The sequence below is a fragment of the Microbulbifer maximicatervae (SeqCode) genome (assembly GCF_052467065.1).
Genome location: NZ_CP174299.1, coordinates 3,054,114 through 3,069,641, shown reverse-complemented (window position 1 = coordinate 3,069,641; position 15,528 = coordinate 3,054,114). Strand labels below are relative to the sequence as shown.

Genomic DNA, 15,528 nt, shown 5'->3' with positions numbered 1-15,528 from the left:
ATGAAAGCACCCGGTATAGTAACCTTATTGGTTGCTACGGGTATTGTTTATTGCCCTATTACGCAAATTAGTGCACACACATTAGGACACCCAAAGGCTGGAGGATGTTGTGAACTGTAGAGCAAGCTCTCTTTCTGGGGGCTCTTACCCTTTGATTTATAGGTAAGATAGATTAAGTTCTGAGAATTGATATGCAGATTTTTGGAAATGCTATTTTGGATAAAAGAATGGTAATCGTGTTATAGAGTATTTGGGGTGGGAGTAGATTAGCAGGGTGTGGCTGAGAGGAAACGCCGGCAATCCCTATTCCTTGTACCCAGCGTTTATCGAGTTGGATACAAGCTTGCTTTACCCTCTCAACTGATCCCACCAAACCTTTAAAGCGGCTTTCAAAGTTCCGGTTGAAAAAGAGCCAGTATTTTACTGAGATGCCCAGCCGCTCAAGGATAAGGGGCGCCTTTTGAGAAATGGCACCGCATTTTTTTGGGGCTAAATGCCGGCTACTCCATTCTAATAACGCCAAATAGTGATCCAGCTGAAAGGGCAACCCTTTCGGCATATTAAGGCCACTTTTCCACTAAGCTCCTCATTGAGCGGTATCTTGTAAAAACACACCAGAGGATTGAGGTGTAAAGCCCTCAACTGAATAACAGCTGTCCTAATAAGGACTCGGTCACTAAGCAACTAACTCCAAAAATGCTAAGCGGCTAAATACTACCCATAAACTTAACTAAAAGTTAATGGTCAAGTAACTCCGCATTTGTCGGGTACTTTTCAAGGAGTTCAATAAGTTTTTTAGTGCCATCTACAGGCTTTAGGCTGGCAAGCGTTCTTCGTAAAGCTCTTATCGTTGCAATATCTTTCGAGTTGAACAGGATTTCCTCTCGGCGAGTACTGCTTTTAGCAATATCCAAGGCAGGGAAAATTCGCTGTCTCGCAACTTCCTTTGACAATACTACCTCCATATTTCCCGTGCCCTTAAACTCCTCAAATATCACCTGGTCCATTCGGCTTCCGGTATCCACGAGTATCGTTGCCAGAATCGTAAGTGAGCCACCACCTTCAATCTTCCTCGCAGCACCAAACAGTTTTCTGGGTATCTCCATAGCCCTGGCATCTATCCCACCAGACATTGTACGTCCCCTGCCACTCTGCTGCGCATTGTGTACCCGTGAAAGCCTTGTCAACGAGTCAACCACGATCATTACATCCTGACCTTCACCGGCATCCTTACAGGCCCTATCATGGAGTTCATTAGCTACTCTCACATGCTCTTCATAGCTATGATCAGAAGAAGACGCATAAACTTCGGCCGGTACACTTCGCTTAAAGTCAGTAACCTCCTCTGGCCTTTCATCAATAAGTAAAGCGTACAGCTTTATTTCAGGGTAAGCCTCCCCCACTGCTTGGCAGATATGTTTCAGGATAGTGGTTTTGCCACAGCCCGGTGGAGCCACAATCAAGCCACGCTGCCCCTTACCAATTGGCGTAATCAAATCCATCGCCCTTACCGTAAGTTGCTGAGAACCAGACTCAAGGCGAATAGGCTCAGATGGATTAATAGCTACTCCATTTAAGAAGCGTTTCTTTGGATCAGAAGTATCCTCTTGCTTTTTATCAGCCTTCTTAGGCTCCGTATTTCTCTTTACCTTTAAGGATAATATTTTTCTGGACATAATATGCTCTTTACAAACCACTCGAGACCGGGGAGATTATTAATGATTGTTGATGGCTGGACAAAAGATTAGTACTCCCCAAAACTGGATACTATAGCCAGAATTTACGGCTATACGATTACCTTTCCGAACCCGAGGCAGCCAAATAATCCTATTAAAACCCGAGAACACCAATTAACGTCAGCCGTAACCATCAAAACACCAACCAGAAGGTTGAAAAAAACGAAGAACCGCTACTGATTGAAGGTGCACACTAGGACACCCACAGATTGAAAGATGACACGGGAAATGATACAGGCTTTCCACGTTAACGGCCATTTCTCCTGGTCTGGCTCGGACGAAGTGAAATGCTGAAAAAATATACTTTAGGTTGGAAAATTGCGTGAATTAGCCAACCTAAAGGAATAGCATCGAAAAGCCGGGAGGAAAAAGTGGCGTGTCACCAAAAGGAAGCATTGGCAGTCGCCTATGCCATGCACCCAGCGTTTATTGAACTGAATACAGGCTTGCCGTACAGCCTCTTCTGATCACAGCAGGCTTTAAAAGCGGCTTTCAAAGTTCAGATTGAGATAGAGTCAATGCCTGGGCGAAATGCCAAGCCGATCTAGGACAGGGGGCGTTTTTGTGCAATATAACCTCGTTTTCCGATGTCTAAATGTCGGCTACTCCAGTCCACTAGCTCCAAGTAGTGATCCAGCTGAAAAGGTAGCCCTTTCGGCATATTCAAATGTTCAGTGCCGACAACCGGGAGTAGATTTTGGGGCCGCTCATTTGAGGCTGCCGCACGGATACGCTGTTGAATTGATGTGTAATCAGACTCTCAGGTGTCTTGGCGATATTGGCACGGATCGAGGAGGTCTACATAAGCCATAGAAGCAGCCTGGGCTCTTTCATCCAGTAAGGCTTGGGACTGAAACGGCCTTCCCGAAATCAACCTGTACAAGTGTCTTCAGCATTAGCTTGGCGAGCGACAGATTCATTTAAATATCGCATAAACCAGCTGATATCCGTTAGGCGCTCCCGCCATAGAGAGAGGATTTCTTTATTTCATCACTTCGCATCGGCGCCACTTAGTTAAGGAACAATTATTGGATCAAGTCAGACTAACTAAAGCTCCGCTGTAAATTATCGACTGCAATTGAAATTCGCCCACCCAAATTTAATTTCATCTCTTTTATTACATCAGAGTTAGAATCGAGAATGTCACTTCGAGAAAAGTACTTCAGGTTGAACCTGGTTGACTTCGGCGTTTCAGCATTAAACTCCATTAGCATGGCGGGTAATAGAGGGAGAAGATCACCCTCAGTGTAGAAATCTTGATTCAATCGGCTTTTCTTAACTTCTATAACAAGGGTTGCTTCTCCTTCAGGCATGACGATCACTTCTTGATATATTTTTCCGGTCATGCCATGGGGAAGTTCGTTGTGAGAGGCAATAGAGGTTACCCCTGGGAACCATTCTCCGTAATTTTCCATGTTGGTGACGTACTCAAAGAACGTGTTAATCGGACGTTTAACCGTGATCGCGACTTCCGCTAATAAAATCATTATTTACTCCGGGTTCGTTATTTACGAGCCCACTATATTGTTCTTTTTGAATGACAAAAAGTGACCTATAATGCGATCGGAGTTTCCATTTTGGAAAGTGATATGTCGAAGTTTACCCAGTATGAGTCTTTCGTGGCTGTTGTTGATTCTGGCAGTATTCGGCTTGCCGCTGACAGTCTAAACAAGACGCCATCAGCGCTTAGTAAGCAGATTACAAACCTGGAGTATGATCTTGGCGTGCAGCTATTTGATCGCTCCAATAAGCAAATGGTACTTACAGAGCATGGCGCAAGCTTTTACAAAAGCAGTGCTGCAATACTAAGGCAAATCAGCGAATCAGAAAGGCGCATTCAGTATGATAACGAGCGCGTCGAAGGGGACCTCAAAATAACGTTATCCCGGTCTTTAGTTGACTCAAGCTTGTCTTCTTGGTTAAGTGAGTTTTCTGAGCGTTATCCAAATGTTAGATATCGGCTGGAGTATTCCGAATCCATTATTAACTTTAGTGATTCTGATCTTGATTTTGCTTTTAGAATTGGTGAGATTGCGGACAGTACACGTTTAATCTCCCGCGAGCTATGTGAGGTTCGACCCACATTTTTTGCAACGACAGAATATCTCGCGACCCATGGTACACCTACTCAAATCTCTGAACTTACTTCCCATCGCGTTGCCATGCCACCTCTCGAGGACCTTTCACCAGAAGTAAGAAAGTGGTTAAAGAACAACAAGTTTAATAATCAGACGTATGCTCACCATAGAATAAATGATGTTCACGCCATTCAAACCATGGCACTAAAGAATATCTGTATTGGGTTCCAGTTGCATCAGAGTATTATTAAGCTAATTGAATCGGGACTGGTAATACCTCTTTTCCAAAACAACAAGTTACCACCTAAGAAACTCAGCCTTGTATATCGTCAATCTCAATACAAAGCTAAGCAGATCGAAGTTTTTAAACGATTTATTTTCGAGAAATACAATAAAGAATAAGATGGCGGAGGGGCGAAATGATATTTCCTCTGCTCTAAATTCACACGATAATCGACATATACCAGCCCACAATGGGGCAACCAAAGACTGGGGGATGTTGCCAACAGTGTCTTATATTATGCTTCTGTTCGTCAGATTGTAGCTTTGCTAGCGGCCCTTCCCCTCATGGATGGCTTTATCCTAGAGGGAGGCGTTGTGCAATTTTTTCTGGGTTCGATCAACTTTAGATGTATAACAAATACAGGTCTCCGAAGGATACCCAATATTATGCATGTTTATGTGGCTCCCTGTGGTCTCAGTTTCGTAAAAAAAGGGACAGGTAATATTTGGTTGCTCTGCCTCAGTGGCCATCAATCAAAACGCAAAAAATCTCTATTCTAGTTATTAATAAAAAATTTTTTAAATTTAAGTATTTTAATAAATCTTAAATTATTAAGTGCAAGCTTGATTGATTTAAATGGGAATCTACCCACTATTACCTTAAAGCAATTATTATTCGATATCGCATAACGTTCTTCATCACCTTCCATACGCAAAAAAACACCATTGATACCCTTTAGTATGCCTTAGGTTATGAGCCCTTGCTATTTTCATTAGCAGCTTAGTAAGGATCTTAATTGCTTGATTAAGTAAAACTACAGAATATACTTCATGGGGTGGTTAATTTATGGAAAGGGGCTATAAAAATAGTTTTTTAAACACAGCTAATAAGGCACTTATAAAGTGCTTCATTCTCACGTGTATGTGTTTGGCTCTAGGCTGCGATAATAGTGGTTCTGACAGCAATGACACACCCAAGGATACCACAACAGCAAGTGAATCGTTGCTGGCACAATTTGGCGATGCTCAGGGCCGCTTTAGCAAAGGAACAATGCAGGCGCTATTAGAATATGAGGATACGTCGAACACATTGGCTCTTGTGCAGCTTATCGCCGTGAGTGATACCTATGGATTTAGCAACTATGAGAGCTCGATTGAATCAGTATGGTCTAGCGTAGGTGGAGGCACTGTTTTTGCGAGTACAGTAGCGGCAACTATGTTCGCTGAACGGGAATTTAGTGCGATTCGTATCGCCGAATTTCCAAACATTGATGCACTACTAGAAGCTATTAATTCAGAAGATTTTACAACCGCTATAAATACGCTGTATGGAGCTTCAACTGATCAAACTTGGATATTAGGAATACCTGGGAATCTTCCGTTTGAACCTTCCGGTTCCTTCTCTGACCCAAGCCTGGATAATCTTGATGAAGACGAAGCCATTGAACTACTTCTCAATACAGGCGTATTGGATGATAGCGGCGAAGCGGTATCGCTTTACACAAATATCGATGTCATGATCGATATGATTGTCAGCGACTCACCCTCCCCATTTTTTATGATGAACCTCATCGACTTTTATGAAACAGCACAATATTCTGACGGGCGAGAAACCGAATTAACCGGCGAAGAAGCTAATAGCATCTATGGTGAAACCATTGGGCTAATACTCTTTTCTTACAACAGTGGCCCTACCTATTCAATGGATGTTGATATTGTTTTGACTGAAGATACTATCGACTGGGAAAAGATTATGATTGTGCGCTACGCCAGTCGTGATGCCTTTTTAAATGCTTTCTTAAACCCTGCCGCACGGGAGGCTTTAGAACATAAAGAAGCTGGATTAGAGAATACTTTTGTTTACGTAACAGAGCTAGCTGAAACCGGCACGGAAAATTAGCTATCCTTTTCAAGGCAGTTAAAACCATAACAGGACAAGCTACTGGATACTTCGTAACAATACTTCCGGTGGGAAACCTCTCTCCATAGAGTAGACGCCTACCATTTGAGCAGGCTACACACTAGAACCCCCATAGATTGAAAGGTGACACCGGAAATAGTACAGCGCTTCTGTCTTAACGACTATTTCTCCTAGCCTGGTGTACGACAACGTGGAGCGCTGAAAAATTGTACTTTAGGTTTGAAAATTACGTAACTTTGGCCAAGTCGAAAGCAGTAGCATCGAAAGGCTGGGATGCCTAAAGGAAACGCTGGCACTCTCCTATGTCATGTACCCAGCGTTTATTGAGCTGAATACAGGTTTGTCGTACAGCCTCTGCTGAAGCCTCCAGGCTTTCAAAGATCCGCTTAAGATAGAGCCAGTGTTTGGCTGAGATACCCAGCCGTTCAAGGATGGGGGTCGTCTTTTGATAAATGACACCGCACTTTTTGGGGTCTAAATGACGTTACAACACTAAGGTACCCACAGACTGGAAGCTGGACAATTCCTCTGCCCATTCCGCCAGTTGGCATTTCAATCAGGCATATCCTGTGGCCAGCTCTTTCTCGGCACTTCTTCGATGCTGGTGTAACTTGGCTTTACTAAGCCAGCCGTAAATTTGAAATGCATTTAGATCGAGCTGTTTGGCTGCGTCGCTTACACCAACCTTTGCTGTAAGTACTAGGACGCGTTTTCGGTATTCTTCAGTGTATTGGTTGCAATCAGTTTTGGTTATTGTCTTTACTTCTGTCGTGGAGCACCTCTATTACGTAGTTTATCGCTTAAGAGGGTGTCCATCTTTAGCAGGTAGGATTAGACTTATCGTTGACGCTCTTTGCCCGGAACCCCGTGTATTAAAGTTGAATATTTACAAAGAAAATATGATATATAGACTAAACCAGACTCTCAATGGGCAGTTGATATAACCTGTCTGAAAATTAACTGGCAGTAGCAATATTTAGCTGTGACTATTGATATTTGCTCCCAAAAAGTTCTGGGTTGGGAGTTGTCAGATACTCGAACTTTAGAATTATCGTTGTCAACGCTAAATATAGAGTCTGTCCCAAAAAGATAGAATCAGATTTAATACTTCACAGCCACTATGGCACTAGATACGGTACTTACACATACCAAAACTGACTCAAAGAGCTGGGTTTTGAGCCGAGTATGAACCGACCAGTATTTATGAATAACAATGTGTATATAGGATCATTAAAAGAAGACATATTTCACTTAGATTCAAAAGCCCAGGCGAATATGAAAGAATGACCGCATAAGATGAATATAAGATGGTGTCTACTTGAAAAACGGGGGGCTGCCGCAATGCTCCCATTTTGCACAAGATGTGAACAGCTTAGCGGGTCTTCTAGCTGTAGAAAGTTGAAGTTCACCCTCCCCCCCAGATGGTTGGTTGAACATTAGGCACAAATGAGTATTTTGCATGAACCTAAGTTAGTTTTTACTACTTAATATGTGCTATTTTAGTGTAAAATTATAATGTGGAAAGGTGAGCGAGTTCTCTACCACCCCAGCAAACTAAATACTACTTGGAGAAGTAATAATGAAATATGTAATATCAATAATTTTTTCCTGTTTTTTGGCTGTCTCAGCAGTAGCGGAACCAGCTTACACAGGTGATGCCGTCCCATCATTCCTTCATATTTTTAGTGAAACCGGTAATGCTTACGTAGATCACCAGTCGGGTTACTGTAATACAGATAGATTTGTCTTGTATACAACCCATGAAAAATATGATGCCGTTTTTTCTATGTTACTCTCGGCTCAAATGGCTGAGAAAGAAGTTATGATTCGATTTGATGGTTGTGTTAATGATGGAGATTTTGGGAAAATAATTGGTGTATATTTGAAGTAGAGTATTCGAATTTGAGTAGCTGGTACTTTCTAGTGGTCCATGCGGTTAATTATTTAACTAATAGTTTACTAGCTGAAAATTTAATCTGCAAAAAAACGTATAAAAAATAAATTATCCCCATTTAAGTTACATGGACCACCAGCAGACACCTGCTCACGTCATTCGTCTGGTGGGTCTGTGGTGGAGGGTTAGGCAACACTGGTGGTCCATCTGGTTAATTCTGTAGCGATTGTTTTGCACGCTCTACGGAACATTGGCGGGCTTTGTCTATTTAAATTGCTTTACAGCTTCAGTATTGTGAGCCCTGATGAAGCAAAACTAGGACACCCACAGATAAAAAGATGACGTCGGAAATAGTACAGGCCTTCTACTTTAACGGCCATTTCTCCTGGTCTAGTTCGAACGAGGTGAAATGCTGAAAATTATGCTTTAGGTTTAAGTGCATAACTTTAGCTAAATCAGAAGGAATAGCATCGAAGGCTGGGAGAGAATTAGTAGGGTGTTGCCGAATGGAAGCCTTTGCAATTACCTATGCCATGCACCCAGCGTTTATTGAGTTGAATACAGGCTTGTCGCACAGCCTCTGCTGATCCCATCAGGCTTTTAAAGCGGCTTTCTCCCCTCAAGACCTCAGACTGTGGCAGTTGCCATTTACTAGTAGTTAGCATTTAATGGCCTCCATTAATCGGTGATATTCCTACAGGAGATTACCATTAAAAATAGTTTACGCCCATGCTAGGTATACTAAGTGATGACCATATGCAGCATTTGACGGCCGGGCTCAGCACTGCGTACTTCGCCATTGCGCTAGACGTTATACATCCGAATAAGGAGATTATATGAAGTCAATATTTGTTGTATTTTTGATGCTTATTGCGTGTAGCGCGTCAGCAGAAAAAAAAGAAGAGATAATTTATGAACAGCTGATTGAGAAGACTATGCGGTCTGCTATTGACGCAATTCACTCAAACACCGATGAGAATATTGAAGAGGCTGTAGAATTTTTAGAAGTTATAAATTTTGATGAAAGCTTTGGCAGGCTTAAAGTTTATGGTACTGCATCAATAAAAAAGCATCTTTCAAAAGAAGAAATTGATTATTTATCAAGCCAGGTTTCACATCCTGTATTCAAAAAATACAATAGATTAGCTTCGGAGTTAAGGAGCCACATAGAGGCTAGAGATAAGTTATCTAAGGAAGAATTATCAGTAATTGATAATAGAAATTGGGATATCGAAAGAGGAATGGCTCAGGGACTTAATAACATTGCCTCTGAAATGAAAGACACTCTCGCAAGCATAATAATTTCTCAGCTCGTAGAGAAAAAAGATCTAATAGGTACAAAAGAAGAAATAGCACAGGTTTGTGAGGGTGCGTTTGAAAGAGAGATTTATAACTCTAGCTTTTTTGTGTGTGGCGTAGGCTATAAGACTGGGTCTGCAAAAGCATCAAGGATATTTGCTAAACATTACTGGACCGGTAGCTTTGTGTCGCAAGATATTGAAAAGTCGATTTCAATATACAAGGAAATACTTCTTAAGCGCTATGATTCTGAATCAGCTTTCTACTACGGTGCTTTAGTCTATAACACAGCAAATAATGAGGCGGACAAAAAGTTAGGGGCATGCTGGATAAAAAGTTCTGCAGTCAACGGGTTTGATAAGGCCATTGCGTTCGGCAAGGAAGTTTCTGAAAAGTATTCGGATGTAGAAATAGACTGCGAACTTTTTTGATACAATATAAGAATAAATCGGGTAACCGGTAGCTTCTAGCTGCCGGACTTCACACAAGTCATCATGCGACCTCTAGCCGGCAAGCCTCTACCCTAATAAATTCCTACCCAAAGATCACTACTATGTTCCATCGATTTTTCTATTCCCACGGTGATGGCTAATGGATAAGGCCTAGTTATGAGTCAGCTCCATGCTGACGGATTTCCATCCGCAAGTTAAGCAGATTTTCCCAGTTAAGAACATGAATTTTCACCACTCAACTGAATCGCTTACTCTACCAATTAGATTACATGGCTTCAGTACCCTTGATATCCTCACTGCAAAACCTCACGAAAATAAAGTTGTCATTCACTAGCAGTTAGCATTTAATGGAGCCCATTGAACGGTGACCTTCCCACAGAGGGCTTTCACTTCATATAGAGTATACTCATGCAGGATGTGCCATGCACTGGAAATCCGATATTTTTCCCAACGCTTGTTTTGTATTCGCTGTACTTATAATGCAAAACATCCTTCTCCCTAGATGCTGTTGCGGTAGGAATTAGTAGACTTAGCATGATAATAAAACTTGACAATTTAAACGAAAAAATAGCAAATCAGATTTTCACAATATTTCAACGCTCCTATAAGGTTGAAGCTCAATTGATAGGTGTCGCTGACTTTCCTCCACTATCACGAAGTGCGCAAGATATAAAGAATTCTAAATCCCAATTTTATGGATTTATTGACAATGAATATCTAGCCGCAACTATCGAGATTGCTATAGAAGATAGGCGATTAGAAATTAATAGTTTAACTGTTGACCCAGATTATTTTAGGAAAGGAATAGCAGGTAAATTGCTAAGCTACATTCTAGATGAATTTGAATTTATAGATGCAATTGTAGAAACAGCTGCTGTAAATGAGCCCGCAATTAATTTATATAAAAAGTATGGTTTTGTTGAGTTTAAACGATGGATTCCGTCTCATGGTATTAAAAAGGTGGCATTATCATTAAAAAATGCGCTCTAAAACGACTGGCCGGTAGTTGCTAGCTACCGGCTACCCACACCATCCTTCATAGGGTTCACAATAAATTTCTATCCGGAAACAGCCTCAAGCATGCCTTAATCAACTCCAGGGTAATAGTCTCGGCATTAGGTTATTAGGCCATCAGCTAACTTCTGATTAATCACCTTGATCATTACTGAGCTAGGTGCAGTTATGTTCCACCACTTTTTTCTATCCCTGCGATGGTGTCTAGTGGGTTGGGCCTATTTATGTAATCAGCAGTGACAGCTTAATAGCAACAAGCTAGCCTTAACTCCCCAGATAAGAGCGTGAACTTTCACTACACAACTACTTCATTTACTCTACCCATTTTATCACTTAGTTTCGCTGCCGTTGGTTGCCTCGCCTCGCAGCTAAGCTCTGTATGATATTGTCTTTCGTCATTTCATAACTTTTCTAGAGGCTTCCACCCCATAAGACCTCACGGTGTTTCAGTTGCCATTCGCTGGTAGTTGGCATTTAATACCCCCCTTAAACGGTGATCTTTTTACAACGGGCTTTCACCTCATTAGTTCGTACCCATACGGCAGTACCAAGACAGCATACTGTGTGCCCTCGGCCCCGGACAGCTTACGCTTTGCTACGGGTTACTAAGGCGTTAAATGCTAAGGAAACTATGAATATTACATTACGCTCAACCGGGTTATTTGGAATTCTATTCTCTATTACATTCTTGTCGCCTGAGAGCATAGAAGAGTCAGCAAAAGGATTTGTAAAATACCAAATAGAGAAGGAGGTTCGAGAAAAACAGCATCTTGTAAGCGAATCTACAGTTGCAAATCAAGCGCTGAGCATTGCTAATAGACTTGGACTGGAATCGGAAAAAATTAAAGAAGACTTAGATAACAATCTACCGCAAAAAATAGCAAGTGTAATTGCCTCTATGTGTGGTTATGACTGTGAAAGACAAAAGGCTTTGGCTCAGTCTATCACAGCAGGCTACCTCGATCGCCTTAAGAGCATTAAAGTTTGCGCAACATGCACTCGGCGATCTTATTAAGGGAAAGTACCTTGAGATAGTGGGAAGTTTAAAACTTGACCTTCGTATATTCCTTGGATCAAATTTTCTAATGTTTCTTATTCTCTTGGCCGTATCTTTCGTCAAACCAAAAGCAATAGCTCACTTGTTCTTACCTGCAGTGCTTTTGTTTGTTGCTACCATCATATCTTCCGCCATATACACATATGGTCAAGATTGGTTTTATACCATCTTATACAATGACTATATGGGTTTTGGATATCTGGCCTATATCTCTGTCATTTTTGGCTTGCTGATTGACATCGCACTTAATAAGGCACGAGTCACAACTGAGCTAATAAATGGTATAGCAAATGCCTTGGGCTCGGCACTTTCGGTACTTCCGTGCTAAAAATGTATTGAAATCGGGCAGCCGGCAGTTTCTAGCTGCCGGCTGCCCCACTATCCATCGTTCGGGTCTGTAATGTGCGATTCTCTATCCATAATGAATTCCGACTCGCAGACAATTATCTGTTTTGAGGCAAATAGGCATCCCCCCCGAGAAAACCATACATCGATGCGTTTGTCCAACTCAGAACAGACTAAAAGTTTGAAATGGCTTTCAGAATTTATGATTTAGGTAGATCTAGAGAATATATACCTAATCTGCTTGAACGTTTTTTTGATAAAAGACTAAAAGGCCTGAAAAGCTTTTATATCACTGAGTGTTTAGGGGCCGCTCATGCACAAGGAATAGTAACCAAATCGCTGTGATCGCACTTAACACCATCGCTACAATTTAGATATAACCCACTGATTCTTAATGGTTTTTGAGTGCTTTTATGGTAGATTGATCCCTGAATAGTATAAAGCGGTAGTAAAATATGAAAAGTAAATTTTTGCTTTGTGGTTTAGCTGTTTTAGCTTTGCCTTTTGTTTTTCATCAGAAAATAATTGAATTTACCTTTGTAAATCCATATGCAGAGTGGGCTGAAAAAATTGATGCTGAAGGCCTCCAGGTTGGTCACCCTCTAGATCAGAAGCACCTTGATATTGCGAAAGAGATAGGCATTAAGAACCCTGAAAAAATAAGACTGGTTTATGTGGATGAGGTGCCATTTCCACGTGAGAATTCACTTCTAAAGTTTATTGGCGAGACAGCCGGACTTATAGGCGACGGAGTTGTGAATAATGCACAAGTATTTGGTTATTCTATATACATAAGAAAGGGATTCCAGATGGATACTCCGAAGTTGGCACATGAGCTTGTTCATGTTTTGCAAGTAGAGCGAGCTAGCTTTAAGGACGTCCTTTCTGGCCATTTGTTAGGTGTGTTAGAGCATGGGTATGAGGATTCCCCTATTGAAGCCGAAGCATTTAAAGCAAATGTTAAATACAGAGAATACTAGTAAGAAATTATAGTTAATTAATCCAGTGGGTGCTTTGAGGTCCGCTTTATTTTGGGCGGGAATTTCTAGCGTAGCCAAAACTACGCTACCGTCCAATGAGCCGCTAAGCAATGCATTTTACGTATCAACAAGGAAGGTAATTATGGATGAGTTAATTGGAGAGATAGGTAGGGGATTTCTCCGAGGTATAGGTTATATCTTAGCAGAAATATTCTTCGGCACCATCTGCTACTGGATTGGCTGGCCCATCTGTAAACTAATCACTCTCGGCCGCTAACCTTCACCAAAACAAACTTTCTATCTAGATAGTTATAACGGCAATAGTCATGGTTTTTGGTGTAGTGCCACCGGCCTTGTTGCAATAGTTATAGCGGGCTTATTTGCTGCCAGACAGTTTTAATATGTACAAAATATATAACAAACAATAGCTCGTACACTCTTAAAAAAACACTGAGTCGGACTGCCTACGTACTACTTCGCCCTGTTTTGGTCGCTGATATACTGGGCGCTAGCAGACAAGGAAAAATCGATAATGATCGAACCGTTATTCAGAAACACGCATAATTAAGATCAAGAAATGCTTAAGGCATTCGCTCAAGCATCGAACACTATTACTGATTTCATTGATCTTGTGAAATCCGGTCCTAAAGCCATTTACGCAGCAAAGCTAAGGTTTAGATATCCGGATTTATCTGAAAAGCTTGGAGAAGACCAGTTTTTATACCTCTGGCTGTCAAATGTATATTTCCATGCCGAAGAAAACTTCCTTTCAGGAGTATTCTTCGAAGTCCCAGAAGAGCTTACAAAGTGGCATCAAGTAGGTGAGCGACTTGGTTTCGATCCAGAAGATGTATTTGATTGGATGGTGATTGAAAACGGGCATACAATAGGCGCTTACACCTTGCGGGTAACAAGAGAACAGCTTGGTTCGGAAAAAGAAAAACAGGAATATGACTCATATATTGGAATTTCATCATATGAGCCAATTGAATAGGCAAGTGTCTTATTAGCGAATTTTATTTGTTGCTATCGCGACCAGACAGCTTACGTCACACTCCAGCCGCAGCAAATTCTAACTTCATATCGGCCACCCAGTAATGAATCGTTAAACAACTAACCATTTTCGCACACCTCCAAGCCATATTCGCCCAACGATTTCTCAGGACTTAAATTTTTTAGCTGGTGGTCGATTTACATTGATATGGCGGAGTTGAGTTTGGTGTGCTTAAAGCTTCGTGCTGGCGCTGGAACATCCTGAGTGGGTACTCTCGGCACAGCAGCGAGAGGCGACTTTATTGCCTCGGTAGAAGCACTATGTGATGGCCTAGACTGAAGACTTCTGTCCAGTAAGCGCTTCCATCTAGTATCCTTCTTTCAAGGACAGCTGATTGATACGGATTCCCATGACCTTCCTGCCCTAGATATTTGAAAGCTGTCCAGTCTACAGTACCCAGCTGCCGGTCTTTACTTTTGCCAAGTGTGTCGGTTTTTGTGCTCTTTAGGTTTAAAAGTTTGGTGCCGTCAGCTCAAAATCATTTAAAAATCATAAGTACTTCAGGTGTTTTCATGTCGAACTGATTAAATTGCCCGCAGTTCATTTATTCGTTGATGTAAAAACAAGGACAAGCTGTGAAGCATTTTTGTAGTTCTATCACACTCCTGATCTCTCTTCTTGAGGTGAGTAGCCACGGTTGTAGCCAAGAAGCACTTCCCCTGCTGGAAGGCCCCTACCTTGGGCAAACACCACCGGGACTAACACCCAAAATATTCGCGCCGGGCTATGTCGCAACCCGGCATCGTGACTATAGCGGCTCTTTCACACCAGATATGACCGAGTTTTACTTTAGCCGAATGGATGTCGACACTGAAAAGTGGTTGCTCATTCGTTTCAAGCAGATAGGTAACCAGTGGCACGAATCCGTTGTTGGCCCAAGGGTCGGCCGCCCTCTACTTGCCCCAGATGGCAAAACCATGCACTTGGGGAACAAGTACATGGTGCGTACCGAATCAGGCTGGTCAGATATTAAAAGTATGGGGACGATGTTCGACCGCAAAGATTGGGGCATCATGCGTCTGACATCATCAGCTGATGGCACCATAGTGTTTGACGACTATAAGAGCAATGACGTGCTACGTATATCAACCGTTAGCAACGGCAAGCGACAACCACCTGTATTATTGGGGCCGCATATCAACTCTGGTAAGTGGACAGCCCACCCCTTCATTGCCGCCGATGGCTCTTACCTCATCTGGGACAGCGAAAAAGACGACGGTTACGGTGACAAAGATCTCTACATCAGTTTCCGCCAACAAGATGGTTCCTGGGGTAAGGCAATAAACCTAGGAGATACCATAAACACCGCCGGTAATGAGGCCAGCGCGTATGTGTCACCAGACGGTAAGTATCTGTTCTTCAATCACAACCCCATTAAGAGAGAAGACGGTGTCGATCCTGAGGGCGATATCTATTGGGTAGATGCGCAAATCATCGAAAAACACAGACCCAAATTCTAATCCGCGCAATACAAAG

General features: G+C 42.0%; 13 protein-coding genes. 9 read left to right on the top strand and 4 right to left on the bottom strand.

Annotated elements, in window-relative coordinates; all coding sequences use genetic code 11:
• Window positions 1-172 precede the first annotated feature (172 nt).
• From ACJJI1_RS13600 to ACJJI1_RS13590, 3 genes are all read right to left on the bottom strand, one after another.
• Window positions 173-559, bottom strand: a complete 387-nt coding sequence (locus ACJJI1_RS13600) for a hypothetical protein (RefSeq protein ID WP_444956989.1) — start codon at window positions 557-559, stop codon at window positions 173-175.
• A 178-nt stretch (window positions 560-737) separates the two neighbouring features.
• Complete coding sequence (gene rho, locus ACJJI1_RS13595; protein ID WP_444956988.1) at window positions 738-1,676, bottom strand: transcription termination factor Rho; 939 nt, start codon at window positions 1,674-1,676, stop codon at window positions 738-740.
• Between the two features lie 1,103 nt (window positions 1,677-2,779).
• Window positions 2,780-3,223: an SRPBCC family protein gene (locus tag ACJJI1_RS13590; protein ID WP_444956987.1), complete on the bottom strand. Its 444-nt coding sequence runs from the start codon at window positions 3,221-3,223 to the stop codon at window positions 2,780-2,782.
• A 102-nt stretch (window positions 3,224-3,325) separates the two neighbouring features.
• Between ACJJI1_RS13590 and ACJJI1_RS13585 the strand changes: the two genes are divergently transcribed.
• The 3 genes from ACJJI1_RS13585 to ACJJI1_RS13575 all read left to right on the top strand — a co-directional run bounded on the left by ACJJI1_RS13585 (window position 3,326) and on the right by ACJJI1_RS13575 (window position 7,848).
• Entirely contained in the window at window positions 3,326-4,216 is an 891-nt protein-coding gene (locus ACJJI1_RS13585; RefSeq protein ID WP_413664753.1) for a LysR family transcriptional regulator, read from the top strand.
• A gap of 667 nt (window positions 4,217-4,883) precedes the next feature.
• Window positions 4,884-5,936 carry a hypothetical protein gene (locus ACJJI1_RS13580; protein WP_444956986.1) on the top strand — a complete coding sequence of 351 codons (1,053 nt, stop codon included), beginning with the start codon at window positions 4,884-4,886 and terminating at the stop codon, window positions 5,934-5,936.
• Window positions 5,937-7,536: 1,600 nt separating this feature from the next.
• Window positions 7,537-7,848, top strand: coding sequence for a hypothetical protein (locus ACJJI1_RS13575; protein ID WP_444956985.1), 312 nt, complete (start codon window positions 7,537-7,539; stop codon window positions 7,846-7,848).
• 491 nt (window positions 7,849-8,339) lie between these two features.
• Here ACJJI1_RS13575 and ACJJI1_RS13570 read toward each other — a convergent pair whose 3' ends face one another.
• Entirely contained in the window at window positions 8,340-8,516 is a 177-nt protein-coding gene (locus ACJJI1_RS13570) for a hypothetical protein (RefSeq protein WP_444956984.1), read from the bottom strand.
• 171 nt (window positions 8,517-8,687) lie between these two features.
• Between ACJJI1_RS13570 and ACJJI1_RS13565 the strand changes: the two genes are divergently transcribed.
• The 6 genes from ACJJI1_RS13565 to ACJJI1_RS13540 all read left to right on the top strand — a co-directional run bounded on the left by ACJJI1_RS13565 (window position 8,688) and on the right by ACJJI1_RS13540 (window position 15,512).
• Window positions 8,688-9,581 (top strand): hypothetical protein, encoded by an 894-nt coding sequence (locus ACJJI1_RS13565; RefSeq protein WP_444956983.1) that lies wholly within the window; start codon window positions 8,688-8,690, stop codon window positions 9,579-9,581.
• A 555-nt stretch (window positions 9,582-10,136) separates the two neighbouring features.
• Window positions 10,137-10,592: a GNAT family N-acetyltransferase gene (locus ACJJI1_RS13560; protein WP_444956982.1), complete on the top strand. Its 456-nt coding sequence runs from the start codon at window positions 10,137-10,139 to the stop codon at window positions 10,590-10,592.
• 655 nt (window positions 10,593-11,247) lie between these two features.
• A complete protein-coding gene (locus ACJJI1_RS13555; RefSeq protein ID WP_444956981.1) occupies window positions 11,248-11,631 on the top strand; it encodes a hypothetical protein in 384 nt (127 codons plus the stop codon).
• Between the two features lie 842 nt (window positions 11,632-12,473).
• Window positions 12,474-12,998, top strand: coding sequence for a hypothetical protein (locus ACJJI1_RS13550; protein ID WP_444956980.1), 525 nt, complete (start codon window positions 12,474-12,476; stop codon window positions 12,996-12,998).
• 577 nt (window positions 12,999-13,575) lie between these two features.
• Window positions 13,576-13,992 carry a DUF2314 domain-containing protein gene (locus ACJJI1_RS13545; protein WP_444956979.1) on the top strand — a complete coding sequence of 139 codons (417 nt, stop codon included), beginning with the start codon at window positions 13,576-13,578 and terminating at the stop codon, window positions 13,990-13,992.
• Between the two features lie 635 nt (window positions 13,993-14,627).
• Entirely contained in the window at window positions 14,628-15,512 is an 885-nt protein-coding gene (locus ACJJI1_RS13540; RefSeq protein ID WP_444956978.1) for a TolB-like translocation protein, read from the top strand.
• Window positions 15,513-15,528 lie beyond the last annotated feature (16 nt).

Coding starts and splice junctions, on each gene's coding strand:
- ACJJI1_RS13580 (WP_444956986.1), top strand. CDS start 4,884: ATGGAAAGGGGCTATAAAAATAGTTTTTTAAACACAGCTAATAAGGCA.
- ACJJI1_RS13590 (WP_444956987.1), bottom strand. CDS start 3,223: ATGATTTTATTAGCGGAAGTCGCGATCACGGTTAAACGTCCGATTAAC.
- ACJJI1_RS13560 (WP_444956982.1), top strand. CDS start 10,137: ATGATAATAAAACTTGACAATTTAAACGAAAAAATAGCAAATCAGATT.
- ACJJI1_RS13570 (WP_444956984.1), bottom strand. CDS start 8,516: ATGCTAACTACTAGTAAATGGCAACTGCCACAGTCTGAGGTCTTGAGG.
- ACJJI1_RS13565 (WP_444956983.1), top strand. CDS start 8,688: ATGAAGTCAATATTTGTTGTATTTTTGATGCTTATTGCGTGTAGCGCG.
- ACJJI1_RS13555 (WP_444956981.1), top strand. CDS start 11,248: ATGAATATTACATTACGCTCAACCGGGTTATTTGGAATTCTATTCTCT.
- ACJJI1_RS13575 (WP_444956985.1), top strand. CDS start 7,537: ATGAAATATGTAATATCAATAATTTTTTCCTGTTTTTTGGCTGTCTCA.
- ACJJI1_RS13600 (WP_444956989.1), bottom strand. CDS start 559: ATGCCGAAAGGGTTGCCCTTTCAGCTGGATCACTATTTGGCGTTATTA.
- ACJJI1_RS13550 (WP_444956980.1), top strand. CDS start 12,474: ATGAAAAGTAAATTTTTGCTTTGTGGTTTAGCTGTTTTAGCTTTGCCT.
- ACJJI1_RS13585 (WP_413664753.1), top strand. CDS start 3,326: ATGTCGAAGTTTACCCAGTATGAGTCTTTCGTGGCTGTTGTTGATTCT.
- rho (WP_444956988.1), bottom strand. CDS start 1,676: ATGTCCAGAAAAATATTATCCTTAAAGGTAAAGAGAAATACGGAGCCT.
- ACJJI1_RS13545 (WP_444956979.1), top strand. CDS start 13,576: ATGCTTAAGGCATTCGCTCAAGCATCGAACACTATTACTGATTTCATT.